The 22290-nt window shown below is 46.0% G+C and carries 23 protein-coding genes; 12 read left to right on the plus strand and 11 right to left on the minus strand.

Annotated features, from left to right (window positions below):
- Positions 1–28 precede the first annotated feature (28 nt).
- The 9 genes from ADIS_RS17975 to ADIS_RS18015 all read right to left on the minus strand — a co-directional run bounded on the left by ADIS_RS17975 (position 29) and on the right by ADIS_RS18015 (position 8426).
- Positions 29–1420, minus strand: a complete 1392-nt coding sequence (locus ADIS_RS17975; protein ID WP_035806816.1) for a sodium-dependent transporter — start codon at positions 1418–1420, stop codon at positions 29–31.
- 38 nt (positions 1421–1458) lie between these two features.
- On the minus strand, positions 1459–2397 hold the full coding sequence (locus tag ADIS_RS17980) for an SDR family oxidoreductase (protein ID WP_010856102.1): 939 nt from the start codon (positions 2395–2397) through the stop codon (positions 1459–1461).
- Positions 2378–3229, minus strand: a complete 852-nt coding sequence (locus ADIS_RS17985) for a peptidylprolyl isomerase (protein WP_035806818.1) — start codon at positions 3227–3229, stop codon at positions 2378–2380. Before ADIS_RS17985 ends, ADIS_RS17980 begins: the two co-directional genes overlap by 20 nt.
- Positions 3226–4161 carry a hydroxymethylbilane synthase gene (gene hemC / locus ADIS_RS17990; RefSeq protein ID WP_010856104.1) on the minus strand — a complete coding sequence of 312 codons (936 nt, stop codon included), beginning with the start codon at positions 4159–4161 and terminating at the stop codon, positions 3226–3228. Before hemC ends, ADIS_RS17985 begins: the two co-directional genes overlap by 4 nt.
- A complete protein-coding gene (gene rimK, locus ADIS_RS17995; protein WP_035806821.1) occupies positions 4162–5070 on the minus strand; it encodes a 30S ribosomal protein S6--L-glutamate ligase in 909 nt (302 codons plus the stop codon).
- A 69-nt stretch (positions 5071–5139) separates the two neighbouring features.
- Positions 5140–5622, minus strand: coding sequence for an ATP-dependent zinc protease family protein (locus tag ADIS_RS18000; RefSeq protein WP_010856106.1), 483 nt, complete (start codon positions 5620–5622; stop codon positions 5140–5142).
- A 136-nt stretch (positions 5623–5758) separates the two neighbouring features.
- Positions 5759–6886, minus strand: a complete 1128-nt coding sequence (locus ADIS_RS18005; RefSeq protein ID WP_010856107.1) for a DNA polymerase III subunit — start codon at positions 6884–6886, stop codon at positions 5759–5761.
- 20 nt (positions 6887–6906) lie between these two features.
- Positions 6907–8106: a putative sugar nucleotidyl transferase gene (locus ADIS_RS18010; RefSeq protein WP_010856108.1), complete on the minus strand. Its 1200-nt coding sequence runs from the start codon at positions 8104–8106 to the stop codon at positions 6907–6909.
- Between the two features lie 74 nt (positions 8107–8180).
- Entirely contained in the window at positions 8181–8426 is a 246-nt protein-coding gene (locus ADIS_RS18015) for a type B 50S ribosomal protein L31 (protein WP_010856109.1), read from the minus strand.
- A 310-nt stretch (positions 8427–8736) separates the two neighbouring features.
- On the opposite strand from ADIS_RS18015, the gene ADIS_RS18020 reads away from it, so the two are divergent.
- The 4 genes from ADIS_RS18020 (at position 8737) to ADIS_RS18035 (ending at position 13190) form a co-directional block, all read left to right on the plus strand.
- A complete protein-coding gene (locus tag ADIS_RS18020; protein WP_010856110.1) occupies positions 8737–10410 on the plus strand; it encodes a hypothetical protein in 1674 nt (557 codons plus the stop codon).
- A gap of 144 nt (positions 10411–10554) precedes the next feature.
- Positions 10555–10923 (plus strand): hypothetical protein, encoded by a 369-nt coding sequence (locus ADIS_RS18025; protein ID WP_010856111.1) that lies wholly within the window; start codon positions 10555–10557, stop codon positions 10921–10923.
- 64 nt (positions 10924–10987) lie between these two features.
- Positions 10988–12526: a YifB family Mg chelatase-like AAA ATPase gene (locus ADIS_RS18030; protein ID WP_010856112.1), complete on the plus strand. Its 1539-nt coding sequence runs from the start codon at positions 10988–10990 to the stop codon at positions 12524–12526.
- Positions 12527–12746: 220 nt separating this feature from the next.
- Positions 12747–13190: a bactofilin family protein gene (locus ADIS_RS18035; protein WP_010856113.1), complete on the plus strand. Its 444-nt coding sequence runs from the start codon at positions 12747–12749 to the stop codon at positions 13188–13190.
- 22 nt (positions 13191–13212) lie between these two features.
- Here ADIS_RS18035 and ADIS_RS18040 read toward each other — a convergent pair whose 3' ends face one another.
- On the minus strand, positions 13213–14322 hold the full coding sequence (locus tag ADIS_RS18040; RefSeq protein ID WP_010856114.1) for a trans-sulfuration enzyme family protein: 1110 nt from the start codon (positions 14320–14322) through the stop codon (positions 13213–13215).
- A gap of 10 nt (positions 14323–14332) precedes the next feature.
- Positions 14333–14812 (minus strand): DUF4293 domain-containing protein, encoded by a 480-nt coding sequence (locus ADIS_RS18045; RefSeq protein WP_010856115.1) that lies wholly within the window; start codon positions 14810–14812, stop codon positions 14333–14335.
- A 111-nt stretch (positions 14813–14923) separates the two neighbouring features.
- On the opposite strand from ADIS_RS18045, the gene truA reads away from it, so the two are divergent.
- From truA to ADIS_RS18085, 8 genes are all read left to right on the plus strand, one after another.
- Positions 14924–15670, plus strand: coding sequence for a tRNA pseudouridine(38-40) synthase TruA (truA, locus tag ADIS_RS18050; RefSeq protein WP_010856117.1), 747 nt, complete (start codon positions 14924–14926; stop codon positions 15668–15670).
- Between the two features lie 10 nt (positions 15671–15680).
- Positions 15681–17456, plus strand: coding sequence for an ABC transporter ATP-binding protein (locus tag ADIS_RS18055; protein ID WP_010856118.1), 1776 nt, complete (start codon positions 15681–15683; stop codon positions 17454–17456).
- An 88-nt stretch (positions 17457–17544) separates the two neighbouring features.
- Positions 17545–18132 carry a hypothetical protein gene (locus ADIS_RS18060; RefSeq protein ID WP_010856119.1) on the plus strand — a complete coding sequence of 196 codons (588 nt, stop codon included), beginning with the start codon at positions 17545–17547 and terminating at the stop codon, positions 18130–18132.
- 3 nt (positions 18133–18135) lie between these two features.
- Positions 18136–18651, plus strand: a complete 516-nt coding sequence (locus ADIS_RS18065) for a hypothetical protein (RefSeq protein WP_010856120.1) — start codon at positions 18136–18138, stop codon at positions 18649–18651.
- 67 nt (positions 18652–18718) lie between these two features.
- Positions 18719–19255, plus strand: coding sequence for a hypothetical protein (locus tag ADIS_RS18070; RefSeq protein WP_155907600.1), 537 nt, complete (start codon positions 18719–18721; stop codon positions 19253–19255).
- 148 nt (positions 19256–19403) lie between these two features.
- Positions 19404–19976, plus strand: a complete 573-nt coding sequence (locus tag ADIS_RS18075) for a hypothetical protein (protein WP_010856123.1) — start codon at positions 19404–19406, stop codon at positions 19974–19976.
- Between the two features lie 95 nt (positions 19977–20071).
- Positions 20072–21100, plus strand: a complete 1029-nt coding sequence (gene hemE / locus ADIS_RS18080) for a uroporphyrinogen decarboxylase (RefSeq protein ID WP_010856124.1) — start codon at positions 20072–20074, stop codon at positions 21098–21100.
- Between the two features lie 275 nt (positions 21101–21375).
- A complete protein-coding gene (locus ADIS_RS18085; RefSeq protein WP_010856125.1) occupies positions 21376–22068 on the plus strand; it encodes a sugar transferase in 693 nt (230 codons plus the stop codon).
- Positions 22069–22290: the final 222 nt, after the last annotated feature.

Genomic DNA, 22290 nt, shown 5'->3' on the forward strand with positions numbered 1-22290 from the left:
TAAACGGGCAGCCATCTCTTTTTGGGCCTTATCCAGCTTCGCCGGGTTCTCCAAACACGCCCACCATGTTGAGCAGGACGAGAAGAATCACGATCGGACAGATCCACTTAATGAAAAACACCCAGGCCTGCTTTGGAAATCCATCGAACCTAGGGGCACCTTTTGCCAGTTCATCTGCATAGGTCTTGATTTTTTTCACCCAACCGGTATAAAGGCTTAGCATAAGGCAGATCACGACCACCGCCATGGTACCAAAGAAGAAATCCATCATATCAAAGAAGCCGGCAATAGGTTTTCCAAAAAAGGAAAAGGAGATTTTTTGGAAGAAATTGCCATTAACAGCCGATAGCGAAGAAGGGATAGACAAGAGCATGGCTGCGATTCCGATCGTCCAAGTGGCTTTCTTTCGCGACCATTTACGCTCATCGATAAAATAGGCTACGGGAACTTCCAACATGGAAATACTGGAGGTAAGGGCAGCGACGAAGAGCAGAACAAAGAACATCGCCCCAATTATGTTTCCAAAGGGATCTATCTGATCAAATACCCGGGGAAGCACATTGAATACCAAGGCAGGGCCACCGTCCGGGTTCTCACCTGGCAAGAGAGCAAACAAGGCAGGAAAGATCATCAAGCCTCCCATGAGTGCGACTATGGTATCCATGCCGCCAATCCAACCGGACGATTTGATGATGTTGGCGTCTTTTGGAAGATAAGATCCAAAGGTGATCATAAGCCCCCAACCTACGGACATGCTAAAAAATGCCTGTCCCAATGCGGAAAGGATGACCCTTCCGTTAATCTTGCTGAAATCAGGAGATAAGTAGTACTCTATCCCCGCTGCAGCCCCAGGTAAAGTCACCGACCGGGCAGCGATCAGCACAATGATCAAAAACAGGATAGGCATGAGAAATTTGGCCGCTTTTTCGATACCTCCAGAAATACCGCCCAAAACAATGGCAATGGTAGCCAGGATAAACGCGAAACAGAGGGGGATAACCAAAAGGGGGTTTTGGACGAAGTTTGAAAAATCTACGGGTATATTGATTAACTCGGTAAAGATATACCCGATTGTCCAGCCCGCAATGACGGAGTAATAGCTCAATACGGCGAAACAAACGAGTACGCAAAGTATGCCTGCACTCTGCCAGAATCGGTTGCCGCCCGTTACCCGGATTGCGCCCACGGGGTTCTTGCCTGATTTACGCCCAAGTGCGATTTCATTGAGCAAAAGAGGCAGGCCGATCAATAGGACACATAGAATATAAACGAGTACAAAAGCACCTCCTCCGTTCTGACCGGTTATATAGGGAAAACGCCAAATGTTTCCCAATCCGACAGCGGAGCCTGCGGCGGCCATGATAAAGCCAAATGTGGATCCCCATTGCCCTCTTTTCGGCACTCTGGTTGGTTTCTGCATGGTATTCTGGATGGTTGATGGTTTGAAAGAACCGTATCTTATTTTGTGGAGGCTAAATTAAACTGTTTTGTTACAATAGCAATTCCCTCTGCGAAACTTTTGGGTTCATATCCAAGGGTCTTCCGAGCCTTTTCGATGCATAATCCCGTTTTTAAGGGCCTTTTTGCAACTTGGCTGAATTGGGAGGAATCGGTTCGTATGATCAGGGCCTCATCTAAGCCGAAGTGCTTAGCGGTCATTAGCGCCATATCGTATGGGGTGAGCAGATCTTTTCCTGAAATGTTGAAAATCCCGGTAGCTCGTTTTTCGGCTATAAGGAGGCATCCATAGGCCAGGTCTTCTGCCAGCGTGGGCGTTCTAAGCTGATCGTCTACCAGCCTAAGTTCTTTTCCATTTTCCAGTCCGTGTTTCACCCACAGTACTATATTCGAACGGCTGAGGTCGTGCGCTATGCCATAAACCAGGTTAGTACGAACGATGGACCAAAGGCACGTGGCGGATTGTATAATCCGTTCTGTTTCCAATTTGGTCCAGCCGTAGTAATTAAGCGGGTTGGGAGCGGCCTCCTCGTCATGGGGGCCATTTTTTCCATCGAAGATAAAGTCAGTAGACAAGTATATCAAGTGACTTTGGTGGGTAGTACAGGCTTCCATGACCCATCTGGTGGCCTCCACGTTTTGGGTATAGCAAGTGTCTCTGGCGATTTCACACCTGTCTACATCTGTCATGGATGCGGCGTGAATGACCGCCTCCGGTTGGTATTTTTCAAAAACCCGGGCAATGTCCGCCGGATCGCTGACATCCATTTGTTCGTAGTGGAAATTAAGCCCATCGTTTGGTAAGCGACAAGTTCCTTTGCCGGTGGCGATTACCAAGAAATTGGGATTGGAGGAAGCCTGCGCTACCAGTTTTTGTCCCAGAAGTCCATTTGCTCCGGTGATCAGCAGTGTTTGCTGTTTAATCTTCTGGGTATTCATATCCATATTGTTCGGTTATTTTTTTTCTATTCATCTCACTGACCATCACTTTCATGTATACAGGATCCAAGGGCTTATCGCTGCGGTCCGTTTTTTCCGCCGCGATCTTATCCAAAACGTCCAATCCCTTGATTACCTTGCCAAATACCGTATAGGCGTCGTCCAGGTGGGGAGTCCCACCCACGGTCGTGTAGGCTTCAATCTGGTTTTTTCGTTTGCCGGTTTCCAGGTTTACACTCAGGAACTGCTCCAAATCTGTCTTTTTGGAGAGCATGATCGCGTTCAAACTGTCGTACTCCCCTTTTTCATAGTGGGCTAGATATTTTTCGCGCAGGGCCTTGTTGCTTTCCAACTGAATGTAGCGCATGAAGGCCTCCTGCAGTTTCCTCATATCAGTTGTAAGCGAAAGCTCGTCGTATACCTTACCCTGCACAATATAAAACTGGCAACCGGAAGAACGCTTGGCAGGATTGATATTGTCACCTTGTCGGGCAGCGGCCAGGCTTCCCTTTTCATGAATCAGGTCGGGGTTAAACTCTGCCGGCACGGTGTACCATTCGGACTCAGGCAGGTTTTCGCGGCCGAATACATCGCCTCCCTGAACCATAAATTCATTTATCACCCGGTGAAACTCGGTGGAGTCAAACCTGCCAGCATTGGCAAGTTTCAGGAAGTTTGCTTTGTGGGCTGGTGTTTGGTCATATAGGATCGCATACATGTTGCCATGCCGCGTCTCTATAGTGACTAGATGGTCTTTCTCGGTCGAACAGGCCCAAGCGACAGTCCCTAAAAGGAAGGCGAGTGTCAGTGATTGGTAGCTTTTAGTGTTCATTTGTTGAGTTGTTGTTTGATGCTAGTTAATATTTCTCCCCCACCGGCATCCAAAACCAAATTGGCAAGCTCTTTGCCAAGGCTTTCTGCACTTTCGGGAGGCCCGATCACCTGTTTATGAATACGTCGTGTACCATCCAGATCAACAATTCCCCCATTAAGGTGTATCTGATTGTCTGTATAATTTGCCAATGCAAAAATAGGTATGCTACAGCCCCCGTCCAAAACCCGTAAATAGCTCCGTTCTGCCTGCAAGCAAAAGCCAGTCTCAGCGTTGTGAACGGCTTGTGTGATTTGGTGTCGAAAGGTGTGTCCGAGACCTTGATAGGCTTCGACGGCGATGGAGCCCTGTCCCACGGCAGGTGTAAACTCGTCCAAGGATAGGGTTTGTTTGATCAGGCTGTCGTATCCCATTCGGTGCACGCCTGCGTAGGCCAATACCAACCCATCACAGACACCCGCTTCCATTTTGGCGATGCGGGTTTGTAGATTTCCCCTGATTTCAGTTGTCATTACATGCGGGTAGTAATGCTTGAGGGTGGCCACCCGGCGGGTGGACGACGTGCCCAATACCAAGGGCTTGGCAGTATCGGCCAGATTTACTGATCCGTGGTGGCTTACGATTACGTCGTTGGTCTTTTCCCGAGCGGTAAAAGCTATGAGCTCGAAGCCTTCGGGGAGCGTAGATTGCATGTCTTTCGCACTGTGTACGGCGATATCAATCACTCCTTTTTCCAACTGTATTTCCAGTTCCTCGGTGAAGACACCCTTGCTTCCGATTTTGGAGATAGCCACGTCCATTATCTGATCACCCTTGGTGTCTATGATGACAATCTCGGACTTAATTTGCCTCTGAGCCAATAGTTCGGCCACATAGTGAGCCTGATACAAAGCCAATTTACTTCCTCTTGTGCCTATTTTTATTGGTTTCATTCAATGAAATTTTTTTCTTTTCTGCGCTTGTTTGATCACGGATTCCTCCACAAACTCAATGATCTTGCCTGCAATATTGATTCCGGTAGCCTTTTCTATCCCTTCCAGTCCTGGGGAACTGTTTACTTCCAATATCAGGGGGCCTCGGGAGGATTGTAGCATATCCACCCCCGCTATGGCCAGTCCCAGTGCTTTGGCAGCATTCAGGGCAGCGGTTTTTTCTTCCTTGCTGAGTTTAATTACGGTCGCCTTTCCTCCACGGTGGAGATTGGAGCGAAACTCGCCCTCTGCACCCTGCCGTTTCATGGCCCCGACTACTTTATTGTTGACCACGAAAGCACGTATATCTGCTCCCTTTGCCTCTTTGATGAATTCCTGTACAATGATCCGTGCTTTTAGGCCATGAAACGCTTCGATGACAGATTGGCCGGCTTTTTTGGTCTCTGCCAATACGACTCCAAGCCCCTGTGTCCCCTCGAGTAGTTTGATGACCAAAGGAGCGCCGCCCACGCGCTCCACCAATTGCTTTTCGCCTCCTTTCGAGAAATTGGTAAACGCTGTTTTTGGCATTCCCAAGCCTTCTCTTGACAGTATCTGCAAACTGCGCAGCTTGTCTCTGCTTCGTACGATGGCTTGTGATTCAACGGCGGAAAAGGCACCGATCAACTCAAATTGACGCACCACCGCAGTGCCATAAAAAGTTACAGAAGCACCGATTCTTGGTATAATCGCATCGATATCATCGAGTTTTTCCCCTTTGTAGATAATGGAAGGGCCTTCCTGTTCGATCACCAAATCACATAGCAGGTGGTCGATAACCTTTCCTTCATGACCGGCCTCCTGAATGGCCTGCATAATTCGTTTGGTCGAATAGAGATGTGGATTTCGGGATAATACCGCAATCTTCATGGCCTAAGGTTCAATTGTTTATGTATCTCTTTTGTTGGCATTGTCAGCTGCCCTGTGGGTTTTGCTTGGTTAAATGGTGTCTGGTAAATCCGTGCCTTTTCCATGTTTTCGGCTACCGGCCAATTTTGCCATTTTTTTTGACTGATCGGTCAGATCAACATCCACAACAAACCGACCCTTCAATGTCTTCCGGCCCAACAATATTTGGTTTCTCATTCGACTACGATCGGAAAGGGTGAACTCAGCATCAAACTTCTCGCCAAACAGCTCAATTGTGGTTGCAATTTGGTAACGGTTTTGCGCCTCTCCAAATGAGTTTTTTACACTTTTCACGGTGAAATCATCTGTTTCGATCACATTCCCGGTGTATTTTGGGTGCCTTCGATCCAAAACCGTAAACCGAAGGTAGGATTTATCCCCTTTTTTGATCATCTCTGCATATTCCGAGTGAATGGAGCTGGTGTAGGCCCCGGTGTCCACCTTGCCACTGATTCCCCACAGATCCCAGTCGGGCAGATTGATTTTTTCCCTGCGTCCAATAACTTTCTTCATGCGTATAATATTTTATTCCAACGGTCAAATATTGCCCCTGCCAACCTGATCTGCTACGATCTTTTGGGGCGGTCGCATGGTTGGTAGTAATCCCATTGAGGGACAATAATTTCTGGCTTCATGTCATTCATTGGATTTACCTCAAAATCCGGGCAACGGAGAGAGATAAATCCAAAGAAAGTATCTTGGAGTTTGCGTTTCGCTCCAGGTGTATGTAGGCCTCTCCCAATTGTTGGTAAATTTGATCTATTTTCTCCGTGGTAAGTACATTGGTTGCAAGCTTGTGGATAAATTCGCGCTCGCTCTCCGGGCTACGCATCAGTTGTGTTTGTTGACTTTTATCGATGAGGCATTCCCTAAGTACGTTTATGGCTGTGAGCAACAGGGTTTTCTGACTCTCTTTTGGGTAGGCGAAAAACTCTTCGGCAAACGCGCAGATGGCGTTGATATCTCTTCCGTAACAAATTCGCAGCCAGTCTCGAACTTTGGAAGTATTTTCGTCTTTGACTTCGTCGGCAAGCAGAAAAGCCTCCCGCATAGAGCCATCGGCAAGAGGTGCCAACTGAAGGGCCGCTGACTCGCTGCATAGACCTCGATCAACTAGCTCAGAGATGATTTCCTCATCTGAAAAGCCACGTATCAATACTTTTTGTGTTCGTGAGAGAATGGTGGTTAGGAGTCTTTCCGGATGATGGGAGACCATGAAAAACAGGGTTTTTGCCGGGGGCTCTTCGAGTATTTTGAGAAGGGCATTTGCCGATTGCAGGTTCATAAGCTCCGGTGTCCAGATCAGCATGATTTTATATCCGCCCTCAAATGATTTGAGCGAGAGGGTTTGTATGATTTGTTTGGCGCCTGCCTTTGAAATAATCAATTGTCGGTCAAAGCCGGAATACAAAATCCAGTCATGTAGATTCGAATAGGGGTTGTTCAATAAAAAGCTGCGCCATGGTTTCAGAATATCCACCTTTTTTTTGGGCTCATCGTCGCTGTCGGGGATTAAAGAGCCGGGAATTGGGAAGGCGAAATTCAGGTCTGGATGGATTAATTTTGCTACTTTTTGACAGGAAGGACAGGTACCGCAAGAATCTGTTGGGCTTGGATTTTCGCAATTTACATAGGCGGCCAGTGCCAACGCCATGGGGAGTGCGGCACTTCCCTCCGGGCCATGAAACAGCAATGCGTGCGCGAGGTGATCCTGGCGGCTAGCCTGAATCAGCTTTGATTTGGTTTCGGATAATCCTGGAATCGATGAAAACTGCATAGTTAGCCCCGTAAAAATAGTTAAAAATCCTTATCCCAGATCCTAAATGACCTCGTCAATTCAAAAACATGCTGCAATATTGACCTGTCTACTTCCAAAAAAGATTCACCTTTCAATGCCATTGCCCTTGAGGCGGCATCTTCAAACTTCTTCAGTTCAAATGAACTGAATCCGGTTGGACCACCCCAAGCAAACGATGGGACCAGTTTCTTAGGAAAGCCCTCTCCGAACAAGTTGGCACCCACTCCGACCACTGTCCCAGAGTTGAGCATCGTGCTGATTGCAAGCTTCGCATGGTCTCCGATGAAAGAACCACAAAATTGTAATCCGGAGTCCACGAAGTTCTCCTTCGGATAGCTCCAAACCCGTATGCTGCTGTGGTTGTTTTTCATATTGGATGTATTTGTGTTTGCTCCCAGATTGCACCATTCCCCTACCACCGAATTGCCCAGATAACCATCATGTGACTTATTGCTATATCCCTGAAATACCGAGTTGGAAACCTCCCCCCCTACTTTGCACTTCGGGCCTATCGTAATGTCACCCCGCATTTTGGATCCCATACTTAACACCGATTCCTCGCAGATGGCAAAGGGTCCTCGAATCAGGTTTCCCTCCAGGATCTGTACGTTTTTTCCAATGTAGACAGGTCCGTTTTCTGCATTGATAATGGACGCCCTGATGGAAGCCCCCGGTTCTATAAATACATTTGACTCCTTATAGATATGCGTATAGGCATCAGAGCAGCCTGAGGAAATTCGTCGTCTCGTGAGTAGGGTAAAATCAGCGCGAATTTGGTCACCATTGAATTGAAATAGGTTCCAAAGGTTTTTCAAAACCACAACAGGGCTATCGACGGTAAGTCCAATTTTGAAGCTGCTTTTCTCAAATGAACAATTTTTGGGATCCTGACTGTAGAAAGCGATTAGTGTATCGTTTTGCCAAAGTGATTCAGTTTTGTCCAATGCAAGAATCCGTTCCGCGAGTCGGGCATCGGGAAATACCGCAGAGTTGATCATCCACGCGGGCTGGTTGTTATAGGGGAATTTTTGCTGTAGGTAGGGTGCAGTCAAAACACCCGTTTTGTGAGACAAATAGGCTTCCCATTTCTCTTTGATTTTCAATATTCCAATCCGAAGATCCGCGATTGGTCGGGTGAATGTAAGCGGTAGAAGATTTTCCCGCAATTTGGGGTCATCAAAAAGAATGAAGTAGTCCATACCTGCAAAAATAAAAAAGTCTGCCGGATTAAATCAATCCGCAGACTTTTAGTGTACTATATAAAGAAAATTTCTTAGTTTTTCTTGTATCTTTTGTTGAATTTTTCCACCCTTCCGGCAGTATCCAAGAGCATCTTCTTTCCGGTGTAAAACGGATGGGAAGCCGAACTTACCTCTATTTTTACGAGCGGATATTCCTTGCCGTCCTCCCACTCGATCGTTTCCTTTGTTTCTATAGTGGATTTGGTCAGGAATTTATACTCACTGGACGTGTCAAAGAAAACAACTTCTCTGTAATTAGGGTGAATGTCTTTTTTCATTTGTGTGTTATTTAATCTTTTTATCATCCCCCAGATTCCGCATTAGGTCAGTGCAGACAAAAATGGTGAGTTACCTTTCCCATTATAAGGTGCACTTTTATGGTTGATCCCGGTAGGACTTTTTGTTTAATTTTCTTATCTGTTGAAATTGAGGCACAAATTTACCGCTTTTGGGAGTCCATTCCAAACCTTTTTTCATAAAAACTTTAGTGTTGCGATTGAATTTCAGAGATAAAGTTTACTTTAGCCTGTGCAATGGGGTAGGTAGGGTGACCCCTTGGTCAGGCAAATTAATGGATCGATCGGGATAATGGTGAGATTTTTGGTTTTGTTTTTTCTTTCTACTGGCTTTACCGTGGGGGGGGTTGGACAAAGTGCCTATATCAACTTCAATCGGGAATATTATCACCTAGTGGATCGGTACGAGATTAAACGTGGCAATTTTATAGAAGGGTTTCATACCGGCATAAAGCCCTATCGGCGGGATCACGTAGCAGACTATATTGGTAAGCTAGCTGAAGATTCGGTTTTTGTTAATTCGAAGGATCAGTTTAATCTCCGTTATCTGGCCGGAGATAATTGGGAGTTTATTTATGAAAACGCACCGGAGTCCGACCTGAGTCCGCTTCGATTTATCTATGAAACACCTTCCGATTTTTTTTACTACCGGGACAGGTCCTTTGATCTGCACATAAATCCCGTATTGTACTTAAATGTGGGTGCAGAACCTAGCGAAAGTAATCCGCGGTTTAGGAATACCCGTGGAATGGAAGTGCGAGGTAGTGTGGATCGAAAGATCGGATTCTATACCTTTTTGTCTACAACGGAACTACGTTTTCCAACCTGGGTGGCATCCTATGCGGTCGGCAATGGAGCGGTTCCGGGGCAGGGGTTCTGGAAGAGGTATGGGGGGGACGGATACTCGTTTCTTTCTGCAACCGGATATATTTCCTTTCAGGCTACCGAACATGTGTCGCTTCAGTTTGGGCAGGACCGTAATTTTGTAGGAGAGGGATATAGGTCTATGATCTTGTCCGATTTTTCCAACCCGTACATGTTTCTTAAGATCAATACCAACATTTGGAAGTTGAACCTTACCAACCTGTGGGGACAAATGAACGCTGACGTGCTCTATGACCGAGGGGCACCGACAGATGGACGCTATCCCCAGAAATGGTTTAGCCATCATCGGCTGTCCGCAAACCTGGGGAGAAGAATAAATGTAGGCCTTTTTGAGTCAGTAATGGCCAGTCAGTTTGATTGGAACTACCTAAGTCCACTTATTTTTCACCGATGGGTAGAGCATCAACTAGGATCTCCCGATAAAGTAATGTTGGGGCTGGATATGAAGTGGAATCTTCCCAAGCGAATGCAGGCCTATGGCCAGTTCGCGCTCGACGAGTTTGTGTTCAACGAGTTTTTTGGAATCGGTGGTAAGCAATCCAGTCGCAATAAGTATGGTCTGCAGTTCGGCATTAAGGCGATTGATCTGTTAGGGGTTTCAAATCTTGATCTCCAGCTGGAGTACAATCAGGCCAGGCCTTATACCTACCAAGAAAAATTTGATTTCCAGTCTTTTACCAATTACCGGACTCCGTTGACCCATCCATTAGGGGCAAATTTTCGCGAAGGAGTGGGTATTTTGCGCTACCAAATGACTCCCCGTCTAAATTTCCAAGGGTTTTTGGTATACCAGTATTTTGGAGCGGATCCGGATGACTTGTCAAACTTTGGTGGGGATTTGCTAAAGAATCGAGTCAATAATAGCACTGGACTTTTTGGCAACGTGATTGGGCAAGGAGACCCAACTAGGGTGTGGTTGGGTAACCTGGTGGCAACTTTCATGGTAAGGCATAATATGTTTTTCGACCTGGGGGCAACCTACCGGAACAGGTATATGATTGAAACGGCCCGTTCGGAAGAAACCCATTTTTTACAGGTGTCTTTACGGTTGAATATGGCTCGATTTGATTATAATTTTTGACAGTAAAAAGGTGATACTGCTGCATCAAATCCTGATTTTTGCTATTGGCTTTTTTTAGATAGGGGGGCTTTGTAAAAAAGGCATGGCGAAAAACCTTTTAGCTGTGGGTTCGGTTTTGTAACTTTAGGTATTTTAAACCAAAACATGATTTTGACGATGGAAAAGGTGAACAGTATACTTCAGTTGATAAGCGCATTATTTTTCGGCGTAGCTTTGGTGTTTTTCTTGACCTATGATAGGATGTGGGATCAACCCCTTGAATCAAGTTTAGTAGTGAGTTGGATGCTGGTGGGCTTGCTAGTACATTTGTTGGTTTGGGGATCTACATCCTTGGTGAAGCGGAACCTTATGAAAGAAGTCGCCTCTGTTGAGACGGAAAAGAAGGAATTAAAGGCGTTGCTTTTTGATTTGGAAAGGGCAAATAAATCTGGTAGGTTAGACCGCAAAATGGACAGTGGGGAAATCACGGATCGGGATTCGTCATCCATTAAGCCAAGAGAAAATTTCAAATAACGCTTTTTATTGGGTAAAACCCCGATTTTGGAAAATGTTTTTGTAGTAGCTAAACTGATTTTGGATGGTTGCAAAGACTTTTGGTAGTGCGGTGTCTGGAGTAGACGCCAAGCTGATTACCATCGAGGTGAACGTTGGCCAGGGTACCAGTTTCTACATGGTAGGTCTGCCCGATAGTGCTGTGAAAGAGAGTCAGCAGCGGGTAGAGTCCGCTCTGAAGTTCTTCGGATACCGCATGCCTCGGCAAAAGGTAGTCGTTAACCTCGCTCCGGCTGATATTCGGAAGGAGGGTTCCTCATACGATTTGCCGATTGCCATGGGGATTTTGCAGGCGTCTGAGCAGGTGGTATTTCCGGCATTGGAAGAATACCTCATTATGGGCGAATTATCCTTGGACGGTGCGCTTCGTCCCATCAAAGGGGTGCTTCCCATTGCTATTGAGGGAAGAAGGCGAGGGTATCGGGGATTCATTCTTCCAAGGGAAAATGCGGCAGAGGCTTCCATCGTAAACAACCTGGATATTATAGGTGTAGAGACCTTAGAGGAAGCAATTCATTTTCTAGAGGGCAGCTTGGCCATTGATCCCACGGTTACAGAAACCCGAGATATTTTTTATCATTCGCTTACAGATTACGAGTTTGATTTTTCGGATGTTCAGGGCCAGGAGAATATTAAGCGAGCCATGGAAATTGCCGCTGCGGGAGGGCACAATGTGATCATGATCGGTCCTCCGGGAGCAGGTAAGACGATGTTGGCAAAGCGATTGCCCTCCATCTTGCCACCCTTGAGTTTACATGAGGCGCTTGAGACCACCAAGATCCATTCAGTGGCGGGTAAATTGGGCGCATCGGCGTCCCTAATAGCTCAGCGACCATTTCGGTCGCCCCATCACACCATCAGCGACGTAGCCTTGGTGGGGGGAGGAGGCAATCCCCAGCCTGGTGAGATCTCTCTTTCCCATAATGGTGTTTTGTTTTTGGATGAACTTCCCGAGTTTAAGCGGACGGTACTTGAGGTGATGCGTCAGCCATTGGAAGAAAGGAAGGTAACCATCTCGAGAGCAAAAGTATCTGTGGATTTTCCGGCAAACTTTATGTTGATAGCCAGTATGAACCCTTGCCCCTGTGGGTATTACAATCATCCGGAGAAGGAGTGCGTTTGCGGCCCTGGTGTGGTTCAAAAGTACCTGAACAAAGTGAGTGGTCCTCTTCTGGATCGGATCGATTTGCACGTGGAGGTAACCCCCGTGAGGTTTGATGAGATGACCTCAAACAGGAAAGCTGAGTCTAGTAGTGCCATCCGGGAACGTGTCACAAATGCAAGGGAAAGACAGGTGGCTAGGTTTGAAGGACATAAAGATGTTTATTGCAACGCTATGATGCCTTCACACATGGTAAAAGAAGTGTGCGTGATAAATGATGCCGGGAAAGCTCTTCTGAAGACGGCGATGGAACGGCTCGGCCTGTCGGCACGGGCTTACGATCGGATTCTGAAAGTCTCTAAGACCATTTCCGACCTAGCTGGATCAGATGATATCAGAGTGGAGCATCTTGCCGAAGCGATCCAATACAGGAGTTTGGATAGGGAGGGCTGGGCTGGCTAATGGGGTTCAATTCTCCCGGATTCATAAATTTATTTGCGGATCATTTGGATTCTATTCCATTTGTTATTTTCTTTAGAGAGCAATTTAACAGCACCCTACCCCATCTAACTACTTGTAAATTAGTTTAATCATTGCGTCAAGGATATCCTAAACCTAAGGAATATTCCTACCGCGGTGATATGCGGTATGCTGTTTTTTTCTCAGCTAAAAAGTAACAGCAATGTGGTCTAAAGACAAAAGAATCCAAGAAGAGCTTGGCGTGGCAAGTTCCACCTCTGTGTTTGCCGCAGGCCTGAATATGACAGGCGAGATTCACTCGAACAGCGATATCCGTATTGAAGGAGAAATAAAAGGAGTGATCGTAACCAAAAGGAAATTGGTGATTAGTCCCTCCGGTTCGATCCAGGGAGATGTCTGGGCACAGGAGGTCTGCGTAATGGGAGAAATAATAGGCAATCTTTCCATCAAAGGCTTGGCCCGGTTTACAGCTACCTCAAAAGTCAGGGGAGAGGTCACTTCTTCCAATATCGAGATAGAGGCGGGCTGTGATTTTGAAGGAAGCATTAGACGACTAGATGATAATTTACAGGATGAACCGATCCTGAAGCCGCTGAAAATGATCCGTATGTCGCAATCAGAACCCAAAAAGACTGCAGTGATATAATCATAGGAAAACGAAAGGCGAATTAGTGTAATCGGTCCAATCCTTGGGCAAGGTCACTGATAAGGTCTTCTATATGTTCTAGCCCTACAGAAATCCGAACCAAGTTTTCCGGCGACTTAGAGTCGGGTCCTTCAACACGGGCTCTTCGCTCAATCAAGCTTTCTACTCCTCCCAGACTCGTTGCGTTGCTGAAAAACGCTAGTGACGCTACAAACCGGTCTGTTTCCTCTGCATTACCCTTTACTAAACAGGTGACCATTCCGCCAAATCCCCTCATTTGCTCGCAGGCAAGTTGATAGTAGGGGTTATCTTGAAGCCCGGGATACATTACTTTTTCGATGCCCGGATGTTTTTGTAGGAATTCGGCCACTGCCAATGCGTTGGCACAATGTCCTTTTACCCGGTAAGCGAGTGTCTTTACACTTCTGCAGAGTAGGTAACAATCGAAAGGAGACGGAACCGCCCCGCCGATCGCCTGCACTGTTTTGATTTTTTCCCACCATTCATGGTTGTGCCTCGTGACGAGGATGCCCGCCATCACATCGCTGTGACCTCCTATGTATTTCGTAGCGCTGTGCATGACAATGTCTGCACCTAGATCCAGAGGGTTTTGAAGGATAGGCGTTGCAAAGGTGTTGTCACACACAAGCGGTATGCCTGATTCGCGTGCTATTCGGCTTATTTCCGGGATGTTTGTAATTTGAATGAGGGGATTGGAAGGAGTTTCTATCCATATAAGACGGGTAGCTGGAGTAATAGCCTCACGAACCTGATCCGGTTTCATCATGTCAATAAAGGTGACGGAAAGTTGCTGGCTGAAGACCTCGAGCAGCTGCTTCTGTAATCCATGGTACATATCCAATGGCGCAACTACATGTGAGTCTTTAGGAAGTGTCTGAAATAACGCCGAGCCAGCGGCATTGCCCGATGAAAAGGCGGCTGCGTCAACTCCATGCTCAAGCGCAGCCATCACTTTTTCAAATGAAGCCCGGTTCGGATTGTCAAACCTGCCGTACACGATTGAATCCTCTCCGTGAAGGAATGTCGTGGAGAGCGTGACCGGCTGTATGACTGGACGGTTGGAGTCGGTGGTGTTATTGGATAGGTGAATGGCGGCGGTTTCCGATTTCATGGCAGGCTCCTTATCTTATTCTATCTATGGATCGTACCAACATCTCGTCTTTTCGAATGAAGCGGTTTGCGAGCATGTTCATGATGAGACCGAAAATGATGGTGTAAAATCCGATGATATAGGCACCTGTAGCCTGGGGGTTAAACGCATCGTTTGCCCGGTAACTCAAAAAAACAGTTGCACCGAGAGCGATACCCATCACCAGAGAGTTGATCATGTTCAAAAACATCTGCCTTGTGCGGTTTTTAAATTGTATCAGGCTGTATATGGCAATGGCCCCCGCGATAATGGCCAATATTCCGATGAGGTAGTGGTTGTTCGCTTCAATGATTTCCCCTGAACTAATCGATGTCTTCTCAAAGGACCAGGCTGTTAGCTTTAGTTGTTCGGTCTGCGCAGGGTTTACCTGAACCCAGATGGATAGGAAAGGAAGGGAAAACATGGCAATTGCCACTAAGAGCAGAAAAACAGACTGAATTCGTTGTATCATGTTGCAGAAATTTGAACAAAGTAAGGTGGTAAAATCATTTTTCGCAAGGTTTAACGGTAAAGCGGGCTTATTTTTCATGCTTACCCTATCTTTGCAAAACAAAAAGATAAGATGAAGCGGTACTTTCTCGAAGTAGCCTATAAGGGCACAAACTACCACGGTTGGCAGATTCAAGAGAATGCCGGTTCGGTTCAGGACACCCTGCAGCGCGCTTTGTCAAAAATACTGAGGAGACCTATTCAGGTCATGGGCAGCGGGCGCACAGATACCGGAGTTCACGCACTGCAACAATTCGCTCATTTTGACATTGACGAGCTAGGTGCGTCCTCCGATTTCCTGAAAAGAGTCAATGCGGTATTACCCTCGGACATTGGGATTTTGGACGTGAGGGAGGTGGCACCAGATGCACATGCGAGGTTTGATGCCACCTGGAGAAGTTACAGGTACGTGATCGGACTCCGAAAGGACCCATTTGAGGACGGGCTTGTTTGGAGGTGTTTTTATGAGTTGGATGTTCCCCAAATGAATGAGGCTGCGAATTTGCTTCTTCGCTTCGATGATTTTGAGTCATTCAGTCGGGTAAAAACGGAAGCAACCCATTTTCGCTGCAAAATAAAATCTGCCAAATGGGAACAAAAACCCAATCATTTGATTTTCCATATAACCGCCAATCGGTTTCTCAGGGGAATGGTGCGGGCGATCGTCGGTACCTTGGTATTAGTTGGGAGAGGAAGGATGACATTAGAGGAATTCGAGGGCATTATTAAGGCAAAGCGACGGGTGGAGGCGGGGTCTTCCGCTCCGCCGCAGGGGCTTTTTCTTTCGGAAGTGCTTTATCCGGTACATATTTTCGTTTAATAGAAGGATTTTGAGTTTAGATAAAGAAAACGTAAGCAGTGGAGAGATACTTGACTTTGATGTCCTTAGTAAGCTCTACCAATTTGTCAAGCCCTATCAGAAGCAGTTCTATTTTTTGGTGTTTTTGACCGTAGCTTTGGCGGTACTTGCGCCCACAAGGCCCCTGCTCATTCAGATTGCAATAGACGATTTCGTTAGTATAGGTGACGGAGAGGGGCTTTTGCGCATTACCGTTTTTTTGGTTGCGTTGCTCTTGCTCCATGCCATTGTACAATTTGGTCATACCTATTTGTCCGGATGGATTGGGCAGGTAATCATCCGGGATATTCGCACAAAGCTGTATAGACATTTATTACGGATGCGGCTTAAATTTTTTGACAATACGCCCATTGGTAGATTGGTAACCCGTAGCATTTCCGACATTGAGACCCTTGCGGATGTGTTCAGTCAGGGGCTGGCATCCATCATTGGGGATCTTCTACAGTTGGTTGCCATCTTGTTGGTTATGTTCTGGGTCGATTGGCGTTTGACTTTGGTGAGCCTAAGTACGCTGCCACTGTTGATCGTATCCACCTATGTGTTTAAGGAAAAGGTAAAGGAATCCTTTAATGAAGTACGGAATGCGGTTTCCAATCTCAATTCCTTTTTACAGGAACACATCACGGGTATGAATATCATTCAGATCTTTAACCGTGAACGAAGGGAGTTCGAAAAGTTTAAAGAAATCAACCGTGAGCACCGAAAGGCCCATTTGAAATCGGTTCTTTATTACTCTGTTTATTATCCCGTAGCCGAGATTATTCAGGCGATTGGCATCGGGTTGGTCGTTTGGTATGGCGCTACGGGGGTTTTTGATCTAGATCTGAAAGTAGGCGTTTTGATTTCTTTTATCATGTATCTGCAGTTGTTTTTCAGGCCTATTCGGATGATTGCTGATCGGTTTAATACGCTTCAAATGGGCGTAGTAAGCTCAGCAAGGATATTTAAACTCTTGGAAAACAACGAACAGATTCCAGATGAAGGAAGTGTCGCTCCTGACCGAATCAATGGAAGTATTTCTTTCGAAGGGGTTTGGTTTGCTTATGTAGGGCAGGATTGGGTGCTTCGGGATATCAATTTTGATGTTAGGCACGGGGAGACGGTGGCACTGGTGGGCGCGACTGGTGCGGGCAAGTCATCTGTAATCAATTTGATCAGTCGGTTTTATGAGATCAACCAAGGAAGGATTCTTTTAGACGGCAAGGATATCCGTGAGTATTCCCTTGGTTCCCTGAGGAAGCACATCGGGGTGGTAATGCAGGACGTGTTTTTGTTCTCAGATACAATTTACTATAACATCACCCTTGGAAATCCTGAAATTACCAAAGAACAGGTGATGGAAGCGGCCGATTTGGTAGGGGCAAGGAAATTTATTGAGCGTTTGCCAGGAGGCCTCGAATACAACGTGAAGGAAAGGGGAGCTACGCTATCGGTGGGGCAACGTCAGTTGATTTCGTTTGTCCGAGCCATGGTGTATGATCCTGAGATAATTGTTTTGGACGAAGCGACCTCATCGGTAGATACAGAGACCGAGGAGATGATTCAGCAGGCCATCGAAAAGATGATGAAGGGGCGCACTTCCATAGTTATCGCCCATCGCCTGTCTACCATTCAGCGAGCTGATAAGATCATTGTCCTGCATCAGGGAGAAATAAAGGAGTCAGGAACTCATGATTCTTTGCTACGTAAAGGCGGCTACTATGCGCAGCTCCATCAAATGCAGCTGAAATCCATGGTAACCGGATAATTTTTTCGCTGCTTTCCATCCGATGCTGTTTGTTTTTGCGTTATACCTGAAAATTGAACCAACCATACGTACCAAGATTTATTGATTAATGAAAAAGCTACTGTTTTTGATCTTCGCTACGCTGCCCTTTTTTTCGTTTGCCCAACAGCATCAGCTTGGGCTGAGGCTTGGAGAGCCTTTTTCGGTCACTTATAAAACTGACCTAGATGACCGGTTTTCAATAGAGGCACTGGTAGGTAGAGGTAGTCCGAATAGCGGAGCCTATTATCGTCGCTCCTTTGAAAACAACCGTCCCCTGTCTTCCGCCGTATATCAAGGGCATACGGCGTCCGACGCCCTTTCCTTGAGTGGCAGGGTTGCTTACCACGAGGACATCACTTCTGAATTCAACATTACAGAGGGTACCTTGCTGGCTTACGTTGGACTGGGTGCGCAGCTTCGAAGCGTGCGTGTGAATTACGTGTATTTCACGCCAAACCCTGCCGATCAGACTGTTTTCCGAAACGAATCCAGAACCAACGTTGACCTAGGGCCCGAAGGTTTTATCGGGTCAGAGTATATTTTCCAGGATCTTCCTATAAGTGTGTTTGCGGAAGTAGGGTTGTTTCTTGAGTTGGTGGATCGTCCGGGGCACCTAAAGCTTCAAGGTGGGCTGGGTGTAAGGTACTTGTTTTAAGGTATGGCAAAGCGATCATTGGCTTTGGCTTTGTTGTTTTCGGCTGTGGCTGCGGGGTACTACATGCTGGGAGGTTTCAATCCGGTAGTCATTGAGCTAAAGGAATGTAGAACAATTAGGCTAGCAGGGCTGTATTTTGAAGGGACACCGCAGGATGAAAGGCTGGGAGAGAGTTTTCGCAGTGTAGAGTGGCTCATTTCAGGCAGTCCAGGAAGTATACTCCATACAATATATTACGAGGAGCCTGCTGGAAAGCGAGATACGATGCGGGTATTTGTTGGAACGGATGCTGCTGCTGATTTACCTATTGGCTTTGATCAATTGGAGGTGCCGTGCAATCAGGTTGTTGTAGCGGAGATAAATGCCCATCGATTTGTTATGCCGTCACCGGTGAAAGTGAAGGATAAAATCATGGCATTCGCTGAGGACAATGGGTTGATGCTTCAGGACGTGTTTATAGACCGGATTATCGGAGCGGACAGGGTACAGGTTTGGGCACCCTTGAAGTCGATGGACTAGCGGGTAGGCACGTTGTTTTGGTATGATTTTGGATGTTAGAAGAATGTATCACTATAATTTTATTCGAATGATGGTAAAATGTAAGAGATTGGTGAATTGGCCTGTATTAGCGTTGGCTACGGTTTTTTTATTTTCCTGTGAGGGACCAATGGGGCCTCCCGGTCTGGATGGCCTGGACGGTCAGGACGGAGGCACTATCTTGGGAGAGGTTTTTGAGGTAGACGCTACGTTTACCGCGCAGGGAGAGTATAGTGTGTTTGGCGAGTTTGGATTCGAGATTTTCGAGTCGGACAAGGTATTGGTATTTCGGTTAGAAGGAGTGGCCAATCAGCGGGATATATGGAGGCCGTTGCCTAGGACAGTCTATCACACCAATGGGATATTCAGTTACAGTTATGACTTCTCGAGTATCGATTTCTCGATTTACCTAGAGGGCAATTTTGATCTTGCCGGTCTTGAGCCCAGTTTTTTGCAAAACCAAGTATTTAGAGTTTTGATATTGCCTGCCGACTTTATCAATGCACGGATGGATTTCAATGACATGGAAGGACTGTTGAAAATGATGGGGGTAGAGGAGGCAGATATTCCGAGAATTACCCGCTGACTTTGAGAGAAAAAGACTTTCTAAGAAAGCAACCAGTCAACGATTGGTTGCTTTTTTTTTGCGCTTGCTTCAAAGTAGTTGGATTTAAGGAAATATACGTCTATATTTCTACCCTTCCTGTATAATATCAACTATCCAATTAATTAATATGAGAAAAATTCTATGGATTGCCGTGTTGCTTGGGGTTACGTTATTTCCGGCATGCGAAGGGCCTGAGGGTCCACAAGGTCCTCCCGGTTTTGACGGTCAAGACGGACGGGACGGTGAAGACGGAGAGGATGGTGTCAGCTTCGTGAATTTGGTTTTTGAAGGACAGGTGAATTTCGCCGACCTAACCGAGGATCCCGCGCAATACGTCGTTGTTTCTTTTGATGTGGATGGTTTTCCCTTTGAAGATGATAATTTTTTGGTTTTTATTCAGTGGGGAGTATCCAACGGTAGAGCGGTTTGGCGATTGATGCCGCAATTGGTGGTATTTGATCAAGGATTCCTTAACTATAATTTTGAGTTTAGTACAGAGACCATTTCAATTTTTATAGAGAGCAATATCAATCCTGCATCGATAGGTCCGGAATGGACACAGAATCAGATAGTTCGAATTGTGTACATGCCAGGCTTTTTTGCCGGGGAGGGTGCTCGTATGGATTTTTCAGATATGGACACCGTTATGAAGTATCTGGGGCTGACTGAAAAAGATGTGAAGCGTATTACGTTCAAGTAAATAGCCTTTATCAGGTATATTTTAGGAAGCTGGGGGATCTTGTATTCCCCAGCTTTTTTTGATTATGTTTTGTAACGATAGCTTATCTTTGCGGCATGCAATTGAAAAACGATTTATTGTTGCGGGTAATCAAGGGAGAAAAGGTGGAGCGGACTCCTGTATGGCTAATGAGGCAGGCGGGTAGGATTCTGCCCGAATACAGGGCTGTGCGGAACAGCGTTAGCGGTTTCATCGAGTTGGCAAAGAGCCCTGATTTGGCCGCTGAGGTGACCATACAGCCGGTGGATATCCTTGGTGTCGATGCTGCCATTATTTTTTCGGACATCTTGGTCATCCCCGAGGCAATGGGCTTGCCATACGAAATGGTGGAAAAGAGGGGGCCGTGGTTTCCTGCAACGATACGAAGTGCCTCAGACCTTAAGAAAGTTCATGTTCCAGATGTTAAGGACAGCCTTTCTTATGTGTTGGATGCAATCAAAATCACGAAGAAGGGATTGAATGGCAGGGTACCCTTGATCGGCTTTGCTGGAGCTCCTTGGACTATTTTCGCCTATATGGTGGAGGGTTCGGGAAGCAAGACGTTCTCTACTGCGCGGGCGATGTTGTACCAAGAGCCGGTTTTGGCACATACTTTATTGGAAATGATTACCATTTCCACGGTCAAGTACCTAAAGGCCCAGATAGAAGCGGGAGCCAATTTGGTTCAGATTTTTGATTCTTGGGCGGGTATTTTGCCTCCGGATCATTATCGGGAGTTTTCTCTACGGTATATAGAGACCATCTGCAATGCAATTACGGAAGTACCCGTTACGGTCTTTGCAAAGGGTGCCTTTTTTGCCAGAAGGGAGATGGGACAGTTAAGTTGCGATGTGGTAGGATTGGACTGGAACATGGAGGTGACCGAGTCGAGGGCCATGATAGGGGATAACAAGGTACTTCAGGGAAATCTTGATCCGGCAGCTCTATACGGCTCAGAGGAGTCTATCCGTGAATCAACAGGACGGATGTTGGAATCATTTAAAGGGGCTAGGCATATTGCTAATCTTGGTCACGGATTGTACCCCGATCTGGATCCAGGGAAGGTCAAGCTTTTTGTGGACCTGGTAAAAGAGAGTTTTCATTAATTTCTGTTTTTTTTCAACCGAAAGCTAAAGTTAAAAAAAGTGGCTCAGCCACTTTTTTTCATGGATAAATCGTACACCGACCTGATTTTGGTTTGTTTTTTGATGTTGGCTAGACCAAAATGGTAATTTGCGCATTTGCTTCTTTTGGGCCTTTCGGGATTATTTGAAATTGAAAGATTTGCATGCTAACTTGCTACTAAATATATTTGCATAAATGTATTTTGAATACAGAAAATAGTTTGTCGTGACAAGGAGAAATTAAGCCTTTTGTCAGTATGGAGAAGTTTTTACAGCAGTCAAAAAGTGTCGATTTTTATTATCCTACTATTAGTGGGTTCGTGACTGCACGCGGAGATGTCTTTTATTCTGATGCATCAAAGTTGAGACTTAAGCGTACGTTGGATTTGGCGGTTACTGTCGGGTTGCTGATTTTCGTGATGTCATGGTTGTTTCCGTTGATTGCGTTGGGTGTCAAGTTGTCTTCCCGTGGTCCTGTTTTGTTCAAGCAGCGTAGGCATGGGAAGGGAAATAGGGTTTTTGAATGCTACAAGTTTAGAACCATGCGGATCAATGGGGATTCAGATTTAAAGGCAGCTACCAAAAAAGATCCTCGGGTTACCCGATTTGGCAGGTTTCTTCGAAAGACTAGCTTGGATGAACTCCCTCAGTTGATCAATGTGCTGAAAGGTGAAATGTCGCTGGTGGGCCCCAGGCCGCACGCGGTTCCCATGGGAAATCAGTTTGCCAAAGAGGTTGACAATTATTCTTTTCGCCACGTAGTGAAGCCAGGCATCACCGGTCTAGCACAGTGTAGGGGCTACAGGGGTGAGGTAGAATGTTTTTATGATATTTACGGTAGGGTTAAGTTGGATCATTTTTATGTAAAAAACTGGTCATTTTTCCTGGACGTTAAGATCCTTTTTTGGACTGGATATACCGTCCTGTTTCGCAGGGAAAAAGCATATTGATCTTTGGGCAGCAATTACTATCCCATTTTATCTGTTTTCAGCCAGCAACTAGCTGCATTTCCCACTGTTAGGTTGATTTACTTCTTTTCAGAATAAAAGTGTTTTAGAAACGCAAAAGAAAAATTATAATTTTGTATTTTTTATATTTTATACAAAAACACCTTTTTGAGTGTTTTGGCTTTAGGGGATATTTCGATTCAAATGACTAAAAATGTATTACAA

Origin of the sequence: Lunatimonas lonarensis (assembly GCF_000390185.1) — a bacterium.
Lineage (GTDB): Bacteria > Bacteroidota > Bacteroidia > Cytophagales > Cyclobacteriaceae > Lunatimonas > Lunatimonas lonarensis.